This is a genomic window from Cupriavidus sp. NPDC089707 (assembly GCF_044748965.1).
Taxonomy (GTDB): Bacteria; Pseudomonadota; Gammaproteobacteria; order Burkholderiales; family Burkholderiaceae; genus Cupriavidus.
Genome location: NZ_JBIVHB010000008.1, coordinates 36,388 through 52,572, shown reverse-complemented (window position 1 = coordinate 52,572; position 16,185 = coordinate 36,388). Strand labels below are relative to the sequence as shown.

Annotated in this window: 14 protein-coding genes and 2 pseudogenes; 13 read left to right on the top strand and 3 right to left on the bottom strand. The window is 65.4% G+C overall.

Going from position 1 to position 16,185, the window contains the following annotated elements:
- Positions 1–3 precede the first annotated feature (3 nt).
- The 10 genes from ACIP1U_RS14960 (at position 4) to ACIP1U_RS14915 (ending at position 11,073) form a co-directional block, all read left to right on the top strand.
- Positions 4–1,683, top strand: a complete 1,680-nt coding sequence (locus tag ACIP1U_RS14960; RefSeq protein WP_400316189.1) for an ABC transporter ATP-binding protein — start codon at positions 4–6, stop codon at positions 1,681–1,683.
- A complete protein-coding gene (locus tag ACIP1U_RS14955) occupies positions 1,680–2,987 on the top strand; it encodes a Zn-dependent hydrolase (protein WP_400316187.1) in 1,308 nt (435 codons plus the stop codon). The genes ACIP1U_RS14960 and ACIP1U_RS14955 overlap by 4 nt, the downstream gene beginning before the upstream one ends.
- Complete coding sequence (locus ACIP1U_RS14950; protein WP_400316185.1) at positions 2,972–3,976, top strand: hydroxyacid dehydrogenase; 1,005 nt, start codon at positions 2,972–2,974, stop codon at positions 3,974–3,976. Before ACIP1U_RS14955 ends, ACIP1U_RS14950 begins: the two co-directional genes overlap by 16 nt.
- A complete protein-coding gene (gene hutG / locus ACIP1U_RS14945) occupies positions 3,973–4,770 on the top strand; it encodes an N-formylglutamate deformylase (protein WP_400316183.1) in 798 nt (265 codons plus the stop codon). Before ACIP1U_RS14950 ends, hutG begins: the two co-directional genes overlap by 4 nt.
- A 67-nt stretch (positions 4,771–4,837) precedes the next feature.
- The gene (locus tag ACIP1U_RS14940) at positions 4,838–5,773 is read left to right on the top strand and encodes a LysR substrate-binding domain-containing protein (protein WP_400316181.1); all 936 of its coding nucleotides are present in this window, start codon (positions 4,838–4,840) and stop codon (positions 5,771–5,773) included.
- Between the two features lie 254 nt (positions 5,774–6,027).
- Positions 6,028–7,017, top strand: a complete 990-nt coding sequence (locus tag ACIP1U_RS14935) for an N-carbamoyl-D-amino-acid hydrolase (protein ID WP_400316180.1) — start codon at positions 6,028–6,030, stop codon at positions 7,015–7,017.
- A complete protein-coding gene (locus ACIP1U_RS14930) occupies positions 6,996–8,099 on the top strand; it encodes a threonine/serine dehydratase (RefSeq protein WP_400316178.1) in 1,104 nt (367 codons plus the stop codon). The genes ACIP1U_RS14935 and ACIP1U_RS14930 overlap by 22 nt, the downstream gene beginning before the upstream one ends.
- A gap of 76 nt (positions 8,100–8,175) precedes the next feature.
- Complete coding sequence (locus tag ACIP1U_RS14925) at positions 8,176–9,162, top strand: Bug family tripartite tricarboxylate transporter substrate binding protein (RefSeq protein WP_400316176.1); 987 nt, start codon at positions 8,176–8,178, stop codon at positions 9,160–9,162.
- Positions 9,163–9,167: 5 nt separating this feature from the next.
- Entirely contained in the window at positions 9,168–10,622 is a 1,455-nt protein-coding gene (locus tag ACIP1U_RS14920) for an amidohydrolase family protein (RefSeq protein ID WP_400316174.1), read from the top strand.
- 34 nt (positions 10,623–10,656) lie between these two features.
- Positions 10,657–11,073: a VOC family protein gene (locus tag ACIP1U_RS14915; protein ID WP_400316172.1), complete on the top strand. Its 417-nt coding sequence runs from the start codon at positions 10,657–10,659 to the stop codon at positions 11,071–11,073.
- A gap of 552 nt (positions 11,074–11,625) precedes the next feature.
- On the opposite strand, the gene ACIP1U_RS14910 is transcribed toward ACIP1U_RS14915, so the two are convergent.
- Both ACIP1U_RS14910 and ACIP1U_RS14905 read right to left on the bottom strand, forming a co-directional pair.
- Positions 11,626–11,838, bottom strand: a complete 213-nt coding sequence (locus ACIP1U_RS14910) for a hypothetical protein (protein WP_400316170.1) — start codon at positions 11,836–11,838, stop codon at positions 11,626–11,628.
- A gap of 388 nt (positions 11,839–12,226) precedes the next feature.
- A pseudogene (locus ACIP1U_RS14905) lies at positions 12,227–13,441 on the bottom strand (CoA-acylating methylmalonate-semialdehyde dehydrogenase); the annotation flags it as partial.
- 3 nt (positions 13,442–13,444) lie between these two features.
- On the opposite strand from ACIP1U_RS14905, the pseudogene ACIP1U_RS14900 reads away from it, so the two are divergent.
- The 3 genes and pseudogenes from ACIP1U_RS14900 to ACIP1U_RS14890 all read left to right on the top strand — a co-directional run.
- A pseudogene (locus tag ACIP1U_RS14900) lies at positions 13,445–14,095 on the top strand (substrate binding domain-containing protein); the annotation flags it as partial.
- 162 nt (positions 14,096–14,257) lie between these two features.
- Positions 14,258–14,683 (top strand): FadR/GntR family transcriptional regulator, encoded by a 426-nt coding sequence (locus ACIP1U_RS14895; RefSeq protein ID WP_400316168.1) that lies wholly within the window; start codon positions 14,258–14,260, stop codon positions 14,681–14,683.
- Positions 14,680–15,015, top strand: coding sequence for an FCD domain-containing protein (locus ACIP1U_RS14890; RefSeq protein ID WP_400316166.1), 336 nt, complete (start codon positions 14,680–14,682; stop codon positions 15,013–15,015). The genes ACIP1U_RS14895 and ACIP1U_RS14890 overlap by 4 nt, the downstream gene beginning before the upstream one ends.
- A 24-nt stretch (positions 15,016–15,039) precedes the next feature.
- Here ACIP1U_RS14890 and ACIP1U_RS14885 read toward each other — a convergent pair whose 3' ends face one another.
- The gene (locus ACIP1U_RS14885; RefSeq protein ID WP_400316165.1) at positions 15,040–15,945 is read right to left on the bottom strand and encodes a MurR/RpiR family transcriptional regulator; all 906 of its coding nucleotides are present in this window, start codon (positions 15,943–15,945) and stop codon (positions 15,040–15,042) included.
- Between the last annotated feature and the right edge of the window lie 240 nt (positions 15,946–16,185).

Here is a 16,185-nt window from a genome sequence, read left to right as displayed (position 1 = left end):
CCCATGACTGAATCCCGAGACAAGGCGCCGCTGCTGTCGATCCGCAACCTGAGCATCGCCCTGCCCAAGGGCGGTGACCGACCCTATGCCGTGTGCGACACCACGTTCGATATCGGCGCGGGAGAGCTCGTTTGCATCGTTGGAGAATCGGGCTCGGGCAAGTCGATGAGCGCGAACGCGATCATGGGCCTGCTGCCGAACTACCTGAGGCCCGAGTCGGGCCAGATCCTGTTCCAGGGCCGCGACCTGCTAACGCAGGATGAAGCCACGCTGCGCAGCATGCGCGGCAAGGACATGGCGATGATCTTCCAGGAGCCGCTGTCGGCGCTGAATCCGTTGCACCGGGTCGGTGACCAGATCGCCGAAGTCATGCGTGTGCATGGCGAGCGCGATCCTGCGGCGCGCCGCGGGCGGGTGCTCGAACTGCTGGCCTTCGTGGGCTTGCCCGATCCGCCGTCGCTGTGCCATGCCTATCCCTTCGCGCTGTCGGGCGGGCAGCGCCAGCGCGTGATGATCGCCATGGCGCTTGCGCTCGAACCGGCCTTGCTGATTGCCGACGAGCCGACCACGGCGCTGGACGTGACTACGCAGGCCCAGATCTTGTCGCTGATCGCCCGGATCCAGAAGGAAAAGGGCATGGGCGTGATGTTTGTCACACACGATTTCGGCGTCGTGGCGGAGATCGCCGACCGTGTGATCGTGATGGAGAAGGGCCGCATCGTTGAGCAGGGGCCGGCCGAACAGGTGCTGAACCGGCCGGTGCATCCGTATACGCGGCGGCTGATCGGCAGCGTACCGTCGCACCGCCCGCCGGCCGCGGCGCCTGCGGAAGACCCCAATGGCTATCCGGTGTTGCGCGTTGAAGGGCTGCGCAAGACCTACACCACGCCCGGTGGCCTGTTCCAGCGCAAGCGCGTGGTCGAGGCCGTCAAGGACGTGAGCTTCGACATCCGCGCCGGCGAGACCCTGGGCATTGTCGGTGAGTCGGGTTCGGGCAAGTCGACGATCGGCAAGTGCCTGCTGAAGCTGACCGCCAACGACGGCGGCGTGATGGCATTCGAAGGGCGCGATATCGCGCCAATGACCGAGCAGGCGTTCCGCCCGCTGCGCCGTCATATCCAGATGATCTTCCAGGACCCGTTCGCCTCGCTGAATCCGCGCCATACCGTGGGCCGGATCCTCGGCGACGGACCGATCGCCAGCGGCGTGCCGCGTGCCCAGGCCGAGGCGCGCGCGCGTGAGCTACTCAAGCTGGTGGAGCTGGAGGCCAGCGCCTTCGACCGGTATCCGAGCCAGTTCTCGGGCGGCCAGCGCCAACGTATCGGTATTGCGCGGGCGCTGGCCATGGAGCCGCGCCTGATCGTGGCCGACGAGTCGGTCTCGGCGCTGGATGTCTCGGTGCAGGCGCAGGTGCTCAAGCTGCTGGCCGACGTGCAGAAGCGGCTTGGCATTGCGCTGATCTTCATCACGCACGACCTGCGCGTGGCCGCGCAGATCTGCGACAAGGTGCTCGTCATGCACCGTGGCAGCGTGGTGGAGCAGGGCAGTCCCGCCGAGATTTTCGAATCGCCGCGCCATGCCTACACGCGCAGACTGATCGAGGCAATGCCCGGGAAGGCATGGGATCCACACGCCGTGCAGCCGTCGAACGTGCCGGAAGCCGAAGCGATGGAGGCGTCATGAGCCTGCCAGCGGAACCGGATCACGCGCTGGCGGCATCGCTGTTCGCGCAACTGGCCGAGCAAAGCCACGACGGTGTGGGCATTACGCGCGACAGCTATGGCGCGGGCGAGAACGCGGCCCATGCGCTGGTCGCTGCGGCAGCCGAGTCGCGCGGGCTGGAAGTGCGCCGCGACGCCGCCGGCAATCTCTATATGACCCTGGCGGGACGCGACCGCATCGCGCCGGTTGTGATGACCGGCTCGCATCTCGACTCCGTGCCGCGTGGCGGCAACTTCGACGGGGCCGCCGGCGTGGTGGCCGGGCTGGCGATCCTGGCAGGTTGGCGCCGCGCGGGAGTGGTGCCGGAACGCGACGTGACCGTGATGGCCGTCCGCGCGGAAGAAAGCGCCTGGTTTCCCGTGTCCTACGCCGGCAGCAAGGCCGCCTTCGGTCTGCTCGATACCAGCGCGCTGGAGCTGTGCCGCGCGGATACCGGCCGTACGCTGGCGGACCACCTGCGTGCAGCGGGCGGCGACCCTGGCAAGGTTGCGGCCGGAATCCCCGAGTTGCATGCCGCCGATATCGATTGTTTTGTCGAACTCCATATCGAACAGGGCCCCGTGCTCGACGCAAGCGCCGATGTGCTTGGTGTGGTGACCGGCATCTGCGGCAGCCAGCGCTACCGGCACGCCACAATCCGCGGCCAGTATGCGCATTCGGGCGCCACGCCCCGCAGTCACCGCCGCGATGCCGTGGTGGCGGCCGCCATGCTCGTCACGGCGTTGCAGCGCGCCTGGGTGGCGCTCGAGGCTGCCGGCCACGAGCTGACCGTTACGGTGGGCCAATGCATGACCGATGCGGCGCAGGCCGATTTCAGCAAGGTGGCGGGACGCGTCGATTTCAGCATCGACATGCGCTCGCGCAGCCGTGCCACGCTCGATGCGATGGATGCGGCGGTTCAGGCCGCACGGATCGAGATCATGCAGGCGTGCCGCGTGGACATCGACCTCGGCGCGGCCACGTCCAGCGCGCCGGCCGCAATGGATGCGGCGCTACAGGCCATGCTGGCGGATGCCGCGGCGCAGGACGGCGTGGCGGCACGTGCCATGCCCAGCGGTGCGGGCCACGACGCGGCGCTGTTTGCCGCGCAGGGTGTGGCCGCCGCGATGCTGTTCGTCCGCAATGCCAACGGCAGCCATAACCCCGACGAGTCGATGCGGCTTGATGATTTCTCACAGGCCACGCGCGTGCTTGCCAGCGTGCTGGGCGCACGGGCCGGTGCCCCCCTTTCTACTGTCTCTTTGAAACCATGCCAGTCTGCCTGATTACCCAGCCGATTCATCCGATTGGCGCCGAACGCATGCGCGCCGCGGGCATCGAAGTGCGCCACAGCACCGCCACGAACGAAACCGAACGTATTGCCGAAGTCCGCGATGTCGATGCGGTGATCGTCCGCGAAGGCCTCCCGGCCGCTGCGATCGACGCCGCACCGCGCCTGGCCGTGATCAGCAACCACGGCACCGGCACCGACAAGATCGCGGTGGCGCATGCCCATGCGTGCGGTATTCCGGTGGTTTCCACCCCCGCTGCAAATGTCCGGGCCGTGGCCGAGCACACGATGATGCTGATGCTGGCCGTGGCGCGCGGCACGGTACAGGCCGATGCGGCCGCGCGGCGCTCCGACTGGCAGCATCGATATACCGTGCCGATGCACTCGTTGTACGGGAAGACGCTTGGCATTGTCGGCTTTGGCCGTACGGGCCAGATCGTCGCCCGGATGGCGCGTGCCGGGTTCGGCATGCAGGTGGTAGTGTGGTCGCCGCGTGTCGACGAAGCCGAGGTGGCCGCGCATGGCGCAGCGCGCGTCGATACCTTGCAGGCATTGCTTGCGGTATCCGACGCGGTCTCGCTCCATCGCCCCCTGCGTCCCGACACGCGGTACACGATCGATGCCGCAGCGCTGGCGGCGATCAAGCCGGGCGCGATCCTGGTCAATACGTCACGCGGCGGACTGGTCGATGAGCCGGCGCTCGTCGATGCACTGCGCTCGGGCAGGCTGTTTGGCGCGGGACTCGATGTGTTCGAGCGCGAGCCGTTGCCGATCTCGTCGCCACTGGCCACGCTTCCCAATGTCGTCCTGAGCCCGCATCAGGCCGGCTCGACGCAGGAGGCGCTGGCTGACACGGCCAGCCAGTGCGCCGCGCAGGTCATCGACGTGCTTGCCGGCCGCCAGCCAGAACATATGCTCGATCCGTCGGTTTGGGCGCGCCGCCGCCAGGGGGCGGCGCAACGCGCGATGGAGGTGCAGGCATGAACCCGCCCGTTTGCAAGGTGACGCGGGGCCGGTTGCCGCTGATCGTCTCGATTCCGCACGGTGGCGAGCTGCTGCCCGACTGGCTTGAGCCACGGCTGACTCCCGTGGCGCTCCAGCGCAGCGATACTGACTGGCATCTGCGGCGCCTCTACGCGTTTGCGGCCGAGCGGGGCGCATCGGTGGTCGAGGCCAACTATTCGCGCTATGTGATCGACGTAAACCGGCCCGGCGACGGCAGCAGCCTGTATCCGGGGCAGACCACCACCACGCTGTGCCCGACCGAGACTTTCCGCGGCGAACCGCTCTATGCCCAGGGCGATGGTCTTTCGGCCGAAGAGATCGACACGCGCAAGCGCGACTTCTGGCAGCCGTACCACGACGCGCTCGCCGCCGAGATTGCCCGCTTGCGCGAGCAGCACGCCAATGTGCTGGTCTGGGAGGCCCATTCGATCGCGGGCGTGCTGCCGCGGCTGTTCGAAGGCAGGCTGCCCGACCTGAACATCGGCACCCACAGCGGGGCAAGCTGCGCGCCGGCCATGCGCGAAGCCTTGATCGCGGCGGCGGCCGGCAGTCCGTTCACCTGGGTGGCTGACGGGCGTTTCAGGGGCGGCCATATCACGCGTCACTATGGCCAGCCGGCCAACGGCGTCCATACGATCCAGCTCGAAATGATGCAGGCGGTCTATATGGACGAGCAGGCGCCATTCCCGTACCTGCCGGATGCCGCGGCGCGCGTGCAGCCGGTGCTGCGCAATATGCTGGATGGGGCGCTCGCGGCCATGGCGGCACTGTAGTTCGCTATACCCGGTGGCGCGGATCTTGCTTCGGCCTGGCGGTCTTGAGCCGTACTACTGTCCTCGCATGTCCTCCTCTCCACCGCCACGCAGGCCATCCGTCACGCCTCTGAACCTGCGGCAGATCGAAGTGTTCCACGCAATCATGGTGGCCGGCTCGCTCAGCGAAGCCGGCCGCATGCTGTGCGTTTCGCAGCCGGCCATCAGCCGTGTACTGGCCACGATCGAAGCGCGCATGCGCTTCGCATTGTTCGACCGCGAGCGCGGCCGCCTGCATCCCACGCCTGAAGCCCATCGGCTGTTTGCCGAGGTCCGGCCCATCCTCGATGGCGTGAACCGCTTTAACGCCGTGGCCGCCAGCCTGGCCGAGCATGGCGACGGAAAGCTGTCGATCGTGTCGAGCCCGAGCTACAGCGAATGGCTGATGCCGCGCGCGATCCAGCGATTCCGGCATCGGCATCCGTCGGTACGCGTTCACTACCGGCCATTGCCGTTCGACGCGTTGCTGCCTTTCGTGGAGCAGGGACAGGCTGACCTTTGCATCGCGTCGATGGCGCCGCCCGACGGCTCGCAACTGCGAGCGCGCGAGATCGGCGAAGGCAACATCATGTGCGCAGTACCGCGCGGCCACACTCTGGCCGATTGCGGCGAGCTGACCGTCGACGACCTGCGCGGTTCCACCTTTATCGGCTACGGCGCCGATACGCCGTTCGGCAGGCTGTCGGCGCCGTTCCTGACGTCGGAGCGCGGCACGCTCGCCCCCGATATCGAGATCCGCTCGACACCCGAGGCCATGGCGCTCGTACGCGAAGGCGTTGGCCTGGCCCTGATGGAGTCGTTCGGATACACGCCGGAAGGCGCGGGCGATATCGTGCTCAAGCCGATCCGCCCCGCACTCACGCACAAGATCTACCTGATCCACCCGCGGCAACAGGCCATGTCGACGCTGGCCAAGGGCTTTGTTGCGACACTGTCGCACCTGCTCGAACGGCGCCCGGCCTGAGTGTGGCAGCGTTGCGACGACGGCGCGCGCAGCGGCATCAACCTTTGTCCAGGACCCATAACGCGCGGTTATGGGATGTGCGTGGCGAAGACACGAAGCGCGCCGGTTTTTGCCTTGTCAATCAAGGGCATGACGCGCCGGATGCGAAGCCGGGCAACGCTGCGTGGCGCGCGGGTCGGGCGCTTTCAGCGCGTTGGCGCGCTCCCTACACTGGACCTGTCTTCAACGCCTGATGCTCCCAGCACCCCCGATTCATGACCAGACTCATCACCGCAGCGGCTGCCCAACTTGGCCCCATCCAGAAACACGAAGGCCGCGATGTCGCGGTCGGTCGCATGGTGCGGCTGCTCGAACGCGCGCACCAGCGTGGGGCGCAGGTCGTAGTGTTCCCCGAACTGGCGCTGACCACGTTCTTTCCGCGCTGGTATCACGAGGATCTGGACGAAGCCGACGGCTGGTACGAGACCGAACTGCCGTCGCCGGCCACGCAGCCGCTGTTCGATGCGATCCGCCGCTATGGGCTGACCGTGTACCTTGGCTATGCGGAAATCGCATTTGAGCCGGACGAGACCGGCGTGGTGCGCAAGCGCCGGTTCAATACCTCGGTCGTGATCGCGCCTTCCGGCGAGATCGTACTCAAGTACCGCAAAGTCCATCTACCCGGTCACGCCGAATATGCGGCGCATCGCAAGGTGCAGCATCTAGAAAAGCGCTACTTCGAGATTGGCAATCTCGGCTTCCCGGTCACGCGCGCGCCGATCGGCGAAGTCGACGTGAACGTCGGCATGATGATCTGCAACGACCGGCGCTGGCCCGAATCGTGGCGGGTGCTGGGCCTGCAGCAGGTGGAACTGGTCATGCTTGGCTACAACACGCCCAGCATGAACCAGGAGAACCGCGGCTTCGAGGCCCATCATCTGCGCGTGTTCCACTCGCAGCTGTCGATCCAGGCCGGCTGCTATCAGAACGCGACGTTTGCCGTAGCCGTGGCCAAGGCCGGCACCGAGGACGGTCACGAGATGTTCGGCCATTCGATCATCGTCAACCCGCAGGGCGAAATCCTGGCGCAGGCAACCACTTGGGATGACGAACTGGTCGTGGCCGACTGCAACCTCGACCTCTGCGAACTGGGCCGTTCCACGGTTTTCAATTTCGGGCTGCACCGCCGGGTCGAGGCCTATGGCCGCATCACGGCACAGACCGCCAGCGAGGCGCCGCCGGTATGGACGCCCGCGTCGGTCTGAAGGGGCTGTCCATGCAAACGATCCAAGCCAAGGCCAGGCCGGCGCTTCCGGCCACGATCCACCACGAAATGCTGGGCGAGATGCGCGTGCCTGTATTCGCCGATGTCGAACGGGCCGCGCGGGCGCTGACTCCGCACATCGTCAGGACACCACTGCTGCGCAATGCCAGGCTTGACGCGGTGGCCGGCGCGCCGGTCTGGATCAAGCCGGAATGCCTGCAGGTCACGGGTTCGTTCAAGGCGCGTGGTGCACTCAACGCGTTGCTGGCGATGGACGCCGCCACGCGGGCGCGTGGCGTGATCGCGTATTCGACGGGCAATCACGGCCAGGCCATCGCCTGGGCCGCCAAGCAGCTCGGCGCGGATGCCACGATCGTGATGCCAGCCGATGCACCGCGCAACAAGGTGGAACGTGCGCTGGCGCAGGGCGCACGGGTCGTGCATTACGACCGCCGCCGCGAAAGCCGGGAGACCATCGGCATGCGGCTGCTCGACGAGACCGGCGGGACGCTCGTGCCACCCGGCGACCATCCCGATGTGCTGGCGGCGCAAGGCACGCTTGCGCTCGAGGCGCTGCAGGACCTGCCGCAGGCGGCGCGCCGGAACCTCGGGACGTTTGCCGCCCCGTGCGGTGGCGGCGGCATGCTGGCCGGCTGCGGCCTCGCGATCGAGGCCATGAGCCCTGGCACGAAGCTCGTGGCTGCTGAGCCTGCTGCATTCGACGACACCGTCCGCTCGCTGCGCAGCGGACGGCGCGAGACCAATGCACCGGGCGCGGCGTCGCTGTGCGATGCCCTGCAGGCGGTCACGCCAGCCGAACTGCCCTTCGCGATCAATGGCCGCTATCTCGATGCGGCGTTTGCGGTCAGCGATGACGAGGTTGCCGCCGCGATCCGCTTCGCGCTCGAAGAGTTGCGGCTGCTCGTGGAGCCCGGTGGCGCCGTGGCGCTGGCGGCGCTGCTTGCGGGCCGGATCGACCTGGCGCGACGCGATGCAGTGCTCGTGCTGTCAGGCGGGAATATCGACCTGCCGGTTCTACAAACGATGCTGCAGCCCACTGCAGCCGCTCCGCACGTGACTTGAGACATCCGTGCCCATGTCGGCGCGTATTAGGCGCGCCGGATGAATGCCAACCCCCGCTGATATTGGAATTGCTGTCATGACTCTCAAGTCCACCCCGTTCCGCGCGTTCGCGCGCATGGCATTCGCCGCCGTGTCGCTGCTGCTGTCCGCCCACGCCTTAGCTGCGTATCCCGACCGCCCGATCACGCTGATCGTGCCGTTCAACGCCGGCACCACGCCCGATATCGTGTCGCGCCTGTTGGCCGATGCGGTGGGCCGGGACATCGGCCAGCAAATCGTGGTCTTGAACCGCGTGGGCGCGTCCGGCATTATCGGCACGCAGGCCGTTATCAATGCGCCGGCCGACGGCTATACGATTGGCTTTGCCAATGTGGCGACGCTGGCCATCAACCAGTCGCTCTACAAGAAGCTGCCGTATGACGCCGACAAGCAGCTCGCACCCGTGGCACTGACTGGCTTCGTGCAGAACGTGCTGGCGGTGCGCAAGGACCTTGGCGTCAAGAGCGTCGCCGAGCTCGTGGCCAAGGCCAAGGGCGCGCCTGGCAAGCTGGCGGTGGCGTCTGGCGGCAACGGCACCACGGGACATCTGAGCGCGGAGATGTTCAAGTCGATGGCCGGGGTGTCGATCACGCACGTCCCGTACAAAGGCGGGCCGGAGGCCGATCTGGCGGTGCTGCGCGGTGAGGTGGATCTCGTGTTCGAGAACATCACGTCGATCTCGCCTTACCTTAAAAATGGCAGCGTCGTGCCGCTGGCCGTGACCGGCAGGCAGCGCGACAGCCGTCTGCCGCAACTGCCGACGATGGCCGAAAGCGGCCTCAAGGACTACCAGGCCGTGGCGTGGACCGGCTACGTCGCTCCCGCTGGCACTGACCCGCAGATCCTGGACCTGCTGAACCGCGCGTTCAACAAGGCGGCCAACGCCGACGCCATCAAGGCGCGCCTGGCCGACATGGCCTACGAGGTCACCACGGGCCCGCGCAGCGCACTGTTCGACCTGGCCAAGAAGGAGCGTCCGGTGTGGGCCGCGGTGATCCGCGCGTCGGGCGCGACCGTGGATTGACGTTCATGGCCGATTTCGACGTAGTGCTGCGCGGCGGCACGGTCATCGACGGCACCGCAGCGCCGCGCTTCGAGGCCGACGTGGGCATCGACGGTGAACGGATCGCGGCCATCGGCGACCTGTCCGGGTCGCGCGGGCGATGCGAACTTGACGTGCGTGGCAGCATCGTCGCGCCCGGCTTCATCGACGCGCATACGCACGATGACCGCTACCTGATGCAGAATCCGCTGATGCCGGCCAAGCTGAGCCAGGGCGTGACGACGGTTGTCACCGGCAATTGCGGCATCAGCCTGGCGCCGTGGTCCGCGGCGCCGGGGCAGGCCGTTCCGCCGCCGCTGGACCTGCTGGGCGATGACCCGTCGACCTTTCGCTATCCTGGGTTCGGGGACTACCTCGATGCGCTTGAGCGTGCCGCGCCTGCCGTCAATGCGGCCTGCCTGGTGGGCCACACCACCTTGCGCGTGGCCGTGATGGACCGGGCGGACCGTGCCGCGACCGACGCCGAGATTTCTGCAATGCAGGCGCTGCTGCGCGCTGCCATGATCAGCGGTGGCCGCGGCATGTCGACCGGCGCCGCCTATCCGGCGGCCGCGTCCGCCCCGACCAGTGAAATGGCGCGCATCGCCACGGCGCTGCAAGGCTTCGGCGGCGTGCATGCCAGCCACATTCGCGACGAGGGCGATCGCGTGTGCGAAGCCATCGACGAAGCCGTGGCGATCGGCGCAGCGGGCAGGGCCGGCACCGTGGTGTCACACCACAAGCTGATCGGACCGAAGAATCACGGGCGCTCGGTGGAAACGCTTGGCCACCTCACCCAGGCAATGCGCCACCGCCGCGTCGGCCTCGATTGTTATCCATACCAGGCAGGCTCTACGATCCTGCGCAAGGACCGTCTCGCCGTGTCGAGCCGCGTCATCGTGACGCGCTCGCAGTCGCATCCCGAGTATGCAGGCCAGGATCTCGACGCGATTGCCGCCGCGATGGGGCTGTCACCGGAGGATGCTGTCGATGCGCTGCAGCCGGCGGGCGCAATCTATTTTCTAATGGATGAGGCCGATGTCCGGCGCATCCTCGCGTTTCCGCAGACAATGATCGGCTCCGACGGGCTGCCCCACGATCCCGTGCCGCATCCGCGACTGTGGGGGACGTTTCCGCGCGTGCTCGGCCACTACAGCCGTGATGTCGGACTGTTTCCGTTGGAGACGGCGGTCCACAAGATGAGCGGCCTCACGGCTCGTCATTTCGGCCTGACCGGGCGTGGAGTACTTGCCGCAGGCAATTTCGCCGACATCACGGTCTTCGATGCCGCGAGCGTCATCGATACGGCGACGTTCGAGCAGCCGGTGGCGCAAGCCATCGGAATCGCCTGTGTTTTTGTGAATGGAAACATGGCATGGCGTGACGGGGCCACCACCGGCACGCGTGCCGGTACCGTCATCCGGCGCGGCGATCGCGCATAATCCCACTATCCGCTAAACCAGCACCTGACTAATCATGACGCAATCTGTCTTCCACCTGGCGTTCAATATCACCGATCTCGCGGAGGCGCGCCGCTTCTACGGCGGCGTGCTTGGCTGCAAGGAAGGACGCAGCACCGACACCTGGGTCGACTTCGATTTCTTTGGTCACCAGATTTCGCTTCACCTCGGCAAGCCGTTCGAGACCGCGCGCACTGGGCGCGTCGGCAATGCTCTCGTGCCGATGCCGCACTTCGGCATCATTTTGCTGCTGCCTGAATGGCGCGCGCTGGCCGACCGCCTGACGGCGGCCGGTACGAATTTCGTACTGACGCCGCAAATTCGATTCGAAGGCGAGCCGGGCGAGCAGTGGACGATGTTTTTCATCGACCCCTTCGGTAACCCGATTGAAGTGAAGGGATTCAAGACCTGGGAGGCTGTGTACGCGCACTAGCGCGTATGCGCCTTGCATGGAATGCATCCTGGATTAGGCGGCCCAACAGCGCAAGCGTGAGTGGAAGGTTGAGTTCCCGTGTCTAGTTGTGCGCCAATGGACTAAGCTAGAGACAAAATGCTGTCTTGAAGGGCCGTCAAATGCCGTTCCGCACCTTATTCTCACACGTAGGCGACGCCATGCGCTGCGCGCTGGCCGGGGGCGCCGTCATTGCCGTGCTGTCGTTTGGCTTGGCGGGATGCGAGGGCGTGCCGAGGGATACCAGGGCAACACCGCCTCCGCCGCGCGAGCCAATCGCTACCGGTGACGATGTGTACCCGGCTCCCACCTCAGTGCGCGACACGCGGCCTGCGGCGCGCGCGCCGTAGACACGTGGGGCGGGCAAACTAGAGTCAGCAAACGCCGCCATCCACCATTCTCAGCCGGTGGATGGCGCCGGCCCTCGACCTCGATCCTTAACCTCGATCCCTCAGCCAACTCAGTCGATACTTGCCCCTGATTCTTCACCAGCTTGGCCCACTTCTCCGTATCCTTGCGGATCAGCAGTGAGAACTAGTCCGGCGTTGCCGTCAGAGGCGACGCTCCCGCCTGCACCAGCTTGTCGCGCATGGATTTGTCCTGGGCGATGCGCGTGATTTCCTGTGACAGGCGAGTGGCCACTTCCGGCGGCAGGTTGCGCGGGCCCACCACGCCGAACCATACATCGACTTCGTAGCCGGTCGCCGGCCTCGCTTCGGCGGGTATGGCGGGATCGGCTACTATCACGTGTCCGACATGTACATCGCGCTCTTCAGCAACTTCATTCCATGCGGCGCCCCGCACGCGCGCGGGCGTGGTCGAGCGCCAGCGTGCGAGTCAAGATCACCACCCCACCCTTGGCTGAAGCATAGGCCGCAATGTCATTATCGCCCGCGAGGCCGGAAATTGAGGCTGACTCCCAGCACGCGGCGCCAGTCGTCGGTGCGTAGTTCAGTCACGCGGCCGTGGCCACGCTGTGCAAAAGACTCCCACCTATGTCCTCGACAAAACGCAACTCAAGATCGGCGCACTGTTAGTCTGACAACTGCAATTGGAGCGCTCTGCACCGGACCCCTATGCCTGGACACGAGCGCTAGCCACTGTTCGTGCTTTCAACGGATGGGGCGTCTTGCCATCACTTTGCTGTCGGCATTGCAAACTCAGCGCCTTTGCCGATGCTCTGCGGCCAACGCTGCATGACCGACTTTTGCTTGGTGTAGAAACGAACCCCTTCTTCGCCATATGCATGCGTGTCGCCAAAAAGGCTGCGCTTCCAGCCCCCAAAGCCATGCCATGCCATCGGTACGGGAATAGGTACGTTGATGCCGACCATGCCGACCTGAATGCGTCGCGAGAACTCGCGGGCCACACCGCCGTCTCGCGTATAGCAGGAGACGCCATTGCCGAACTCGTGAGCGTTAATCAGGGAAACAGCTTCAGCGAAGTCCTTGACACGAACGCACGCCAGAACTGGCCCGAAGATCTCTTCCTTGTAGATGCGCATCTCAGGCGTGACGTTGTCGAACAGCGTACCGCCGGTAAAGAAGCCTTCCTCGAGGCCGACTACGCGCAAGCCGCGACCGTCGACGACCAGCCTGGCGCCTTCCTCAAGGCCCAGGGCCACATACCCTTCGATACGCTCAAGCGCTTGTCGGGTAACGATGGGGCCCATTTCAGAGGTAGCGTCCATACCGTTGCCGATGACAAGGTTGCGAGCGCGTTCGGCAACCAGAGGGACGATTTTGTCGGCGACATCGCCAACCAGCACAGCGACGGAGATCGCCATGCAGCGTTCGCCTGCGGAACCGTAGGCAGCACCAATGAGCGCATCCACGGCTTGATCGATATCCGCATCCGGCATCACCACCAGATGATTCTTCGCGCCGCCCAGGGCTTGGACGCGCTTACCATGATGAGCCGCGCGTTCGCTGATGTAGTGGGCGATGGGCGTCGAGCCGACGAAGCTTACCGCGCGCACTTCTGGGTGCTCAATCAGCGCATCGACTGAGACCTTGTCACCTTGGACGACATTGAACACGCCTTTCGGCAGGCCGGCTTCCGCGAGGAACTTGGCCATGAACAGGCTGGCGCTGGGATCCCGTTCACTCGGCTTCAGTACGAAGGTGTTCCCGGCGGCGAGCGCAATGGGGAACATCCAGCAAGGAACCATGCACGGGAAGTTGAAAGGAGTGATGCCCGCGAGGACGCCCAGCGGCTGGCGCATGGTCCAGTTATCCATGCCCGTGCTGACTTGGTCTGTGAAATCACCCTTAAGCAGTTGCGGGATGCCGCAAGCAAACTCGATGATATCGATGCCGCGGGCGACTTCCCCTTGTGCGTCACTAAATACTGAGGGCTTCTGCGTGTGACTGCGCCAGTCGCGCTTGGGCGTCAGCAGATAGTTCCTCGCATCCCGGAGTTCCTTCGGCGCTACCCGGATATGCGAATTGAGCTCGAGTTGTCCGACCGCTTCACGTCCTTGGCGCAAGAGGGCTTCGACCTGGCGGTACGACATTCCTCGACCGCACCGGACACGCATGTTGCATGGTCGCTGTGTCGCACACATTCCGTGCTAGTGGCCACGAGCAACTACTTGCGGCGTCACGGTACGCCTGAACAACCCGAAGACCTTGCACAACATACATGCCTGCACTATTTTCGACGTGGCGATACACCTACATGGAGCTTTGAGTCGACCCGGAAGAGTGGTGCGGGAGCCCGTCGAAGCGTGTCGATTCGTGGCAGCTTCGCCGCGAATAACAGTGAAGCGCTTCGGGAAGCGGCAGTTGGCGGATTAGGCATAGCATTGCTGCCAGATTTCACTGCGCAAGCAGATTTGGCGGATTGGAAGCTCGTCAAGGTCCTGCCTCAATGGCGACCCGTGGGGTCCTTCGGCGACCAATTGTTTGCAATCCGCCCCTACAGTCCATACTTGCCCAGGACTGTGCGTGTTTTCGTTGACTACCTGCGCGCCGAGTTGAAATCTGGTTTTGGCACGGAGTGAAGGGACACCCGGTCCCAGCAGGGCCGGCACGCCACGCTTACCGGCCTTGCTTAGTGTTGCAGGTTCAGGAGCGGGGCGCCCGTGCGCAACCGCTCGATATTGTCTGCCATGAAGGCGTAGCGTCGCCGGAGCAGCCCATCGGTCCAGCCGGAGATATGCGGCGTGCAACGCGCATTGGGCAGCGCATGGAAAGGAAAGTCAGCGGGCGCTAGCTCACCTTGCTCTCTGCTCGGGTACTTGCACCCCGACACTAGTCCAGTTCTTTCAAACCAGCCGTTGAGCGAGCGTGTCTATCTCCAGTTGCGGCAGATGCTGAAGACGGTTCCAAGGGACACGCGGCTGCCGGGCGAGCTGGAGATGGCCGGTCGCTTCGGGGTCTCGCGGCCGGTGTTGCGCCAGGCGCTGGAGCGGCTGCGTGCCGAAGGGCTGATCTATGCGCGCAAGGGTTCGGGCAATTTCGTCGGGTCGCCGCCCCAGGTGGTTCCGTTCGGGCCGCTGACCTCTATCGCCGATGTGCGAAGTTTCCTTGAGTTCCGCTGCAACCTGGAGAGCGAGATGGTCGCGCTTGCCGCGCGGAACCCGAAATGACGGCAATCCGGGCCGCTCGCAAAGCGCTGGAGCGTGCCATCGCCGCCGGCCAGCCGGGCATCGAGCATGATATCGCCTACCATGCGGCTATCGCGCAGGCTAGCCACAACCGCTTCTACATGCTGACGCTGGCCGCGCTGGCCGAGCAGACCCGCTACAGCGTGCAACTGATCCGCGAGCTGTCGGACCGTCCGGTCCAGCAGCACACCCTGCACGTGCGCGCCGAGCATGCCGCGATTGAGCGCGCCATCGCCGCCCGCGATGCCCAGGCGGCGGCCGAGGCGATGAAATCGCATCTGCGCGGCGGAATTCAGCGGCTGTTCGGTACGTAGTCGGCCAGCCAACGGAAAAGCCGCTTACGTCGGCTTGGTCACTGCCTTGCGCGGCGCCGTGACCGCCACTGTCGGGGCCGACGGCTGCGTGTAGGCGATTTCCATCCGATACGCCAATGCCAGAAACAACGACTGCGCCAGACACAGCGTACTGGTCAGCGAGCGGAAGCCAAACGTTGCCGCATCCTGCACCGGCAGCAGCACCTCCGCATGGTCTGCAAGCGGGCTCAGCGGACTATCGCTGATGGCGACAATGCGAGCGCCGCGCGCCGCGGCATCCTGCACCGCCAGCAAGGTCTCCTGCGCATACGGCTCGAACGACACCGCGATCATCACATCGCCGGGCTTGAGCGCGCGCAACTGCCCCTGCTGCATCTGCCCGAGGCCGTTGAGCCAGTGGATCGGCTTGCCGGTGTGCTGCAGGGCATAGGCCAGGTACGCGCCCACCGGAAAGGCCCGACGCGAGGCCATCAGCCATACCGACGGCGCTTGCACCAGCAGTTCCACCGCCTGGTCGAACGGCATGTCGGCCGCGCCGCGCTGCAACGCTTCCAGGCTTTCGATGCTCCCGGCAATCACTTCCTGCGCGATGCCGCTGCCTGACAGCGGCCCCTCGCTTGTGCGGATCAGGTCGCGAAGCCGGTCCTGGTAGTTCGGGTTGGGCGCCAACTGGCGCGCGGCGCCGTCGCGGAACAGCCGCTGCATCTGCGAGAAGCCAGAGAAGCCGAAATGCTTGGCAAAGCGGATGATCGCGGACGGCTGCACGTCGCATTGCCGGGCGATGTCATTGACGCCCTCCAGCACCAGCCGCTCGCGGTTGGCCTCCACGTATTGGGCGATGGCCTTCAGCTGCTTGCTGAGCGACGGAAAGCCGCTCTGCATGGCGGCCAGAAAGGCATCGGCGTTGGCGTAGGGTTGGTCAGAGCTCATGAGCGGTGTCGGGGAAGGAAGATAGGCGACGGTTCCGGCGCAGCCAGATCCAAGTGATGAATAGAAATTATTTTCGCACAAATAACAAAACAGAACAAAATTTCTACAGACTGGGCTATGATGTCCTCAGTGTGAACGAGGGGTATGGCATCTCAACCTCTTGCCAGACCTTCCAGCTCATTGAAGCCACTTCCAGCCTTTGCCGACGCCGGCGGCGCCAGACCCGAACACAGACTACGC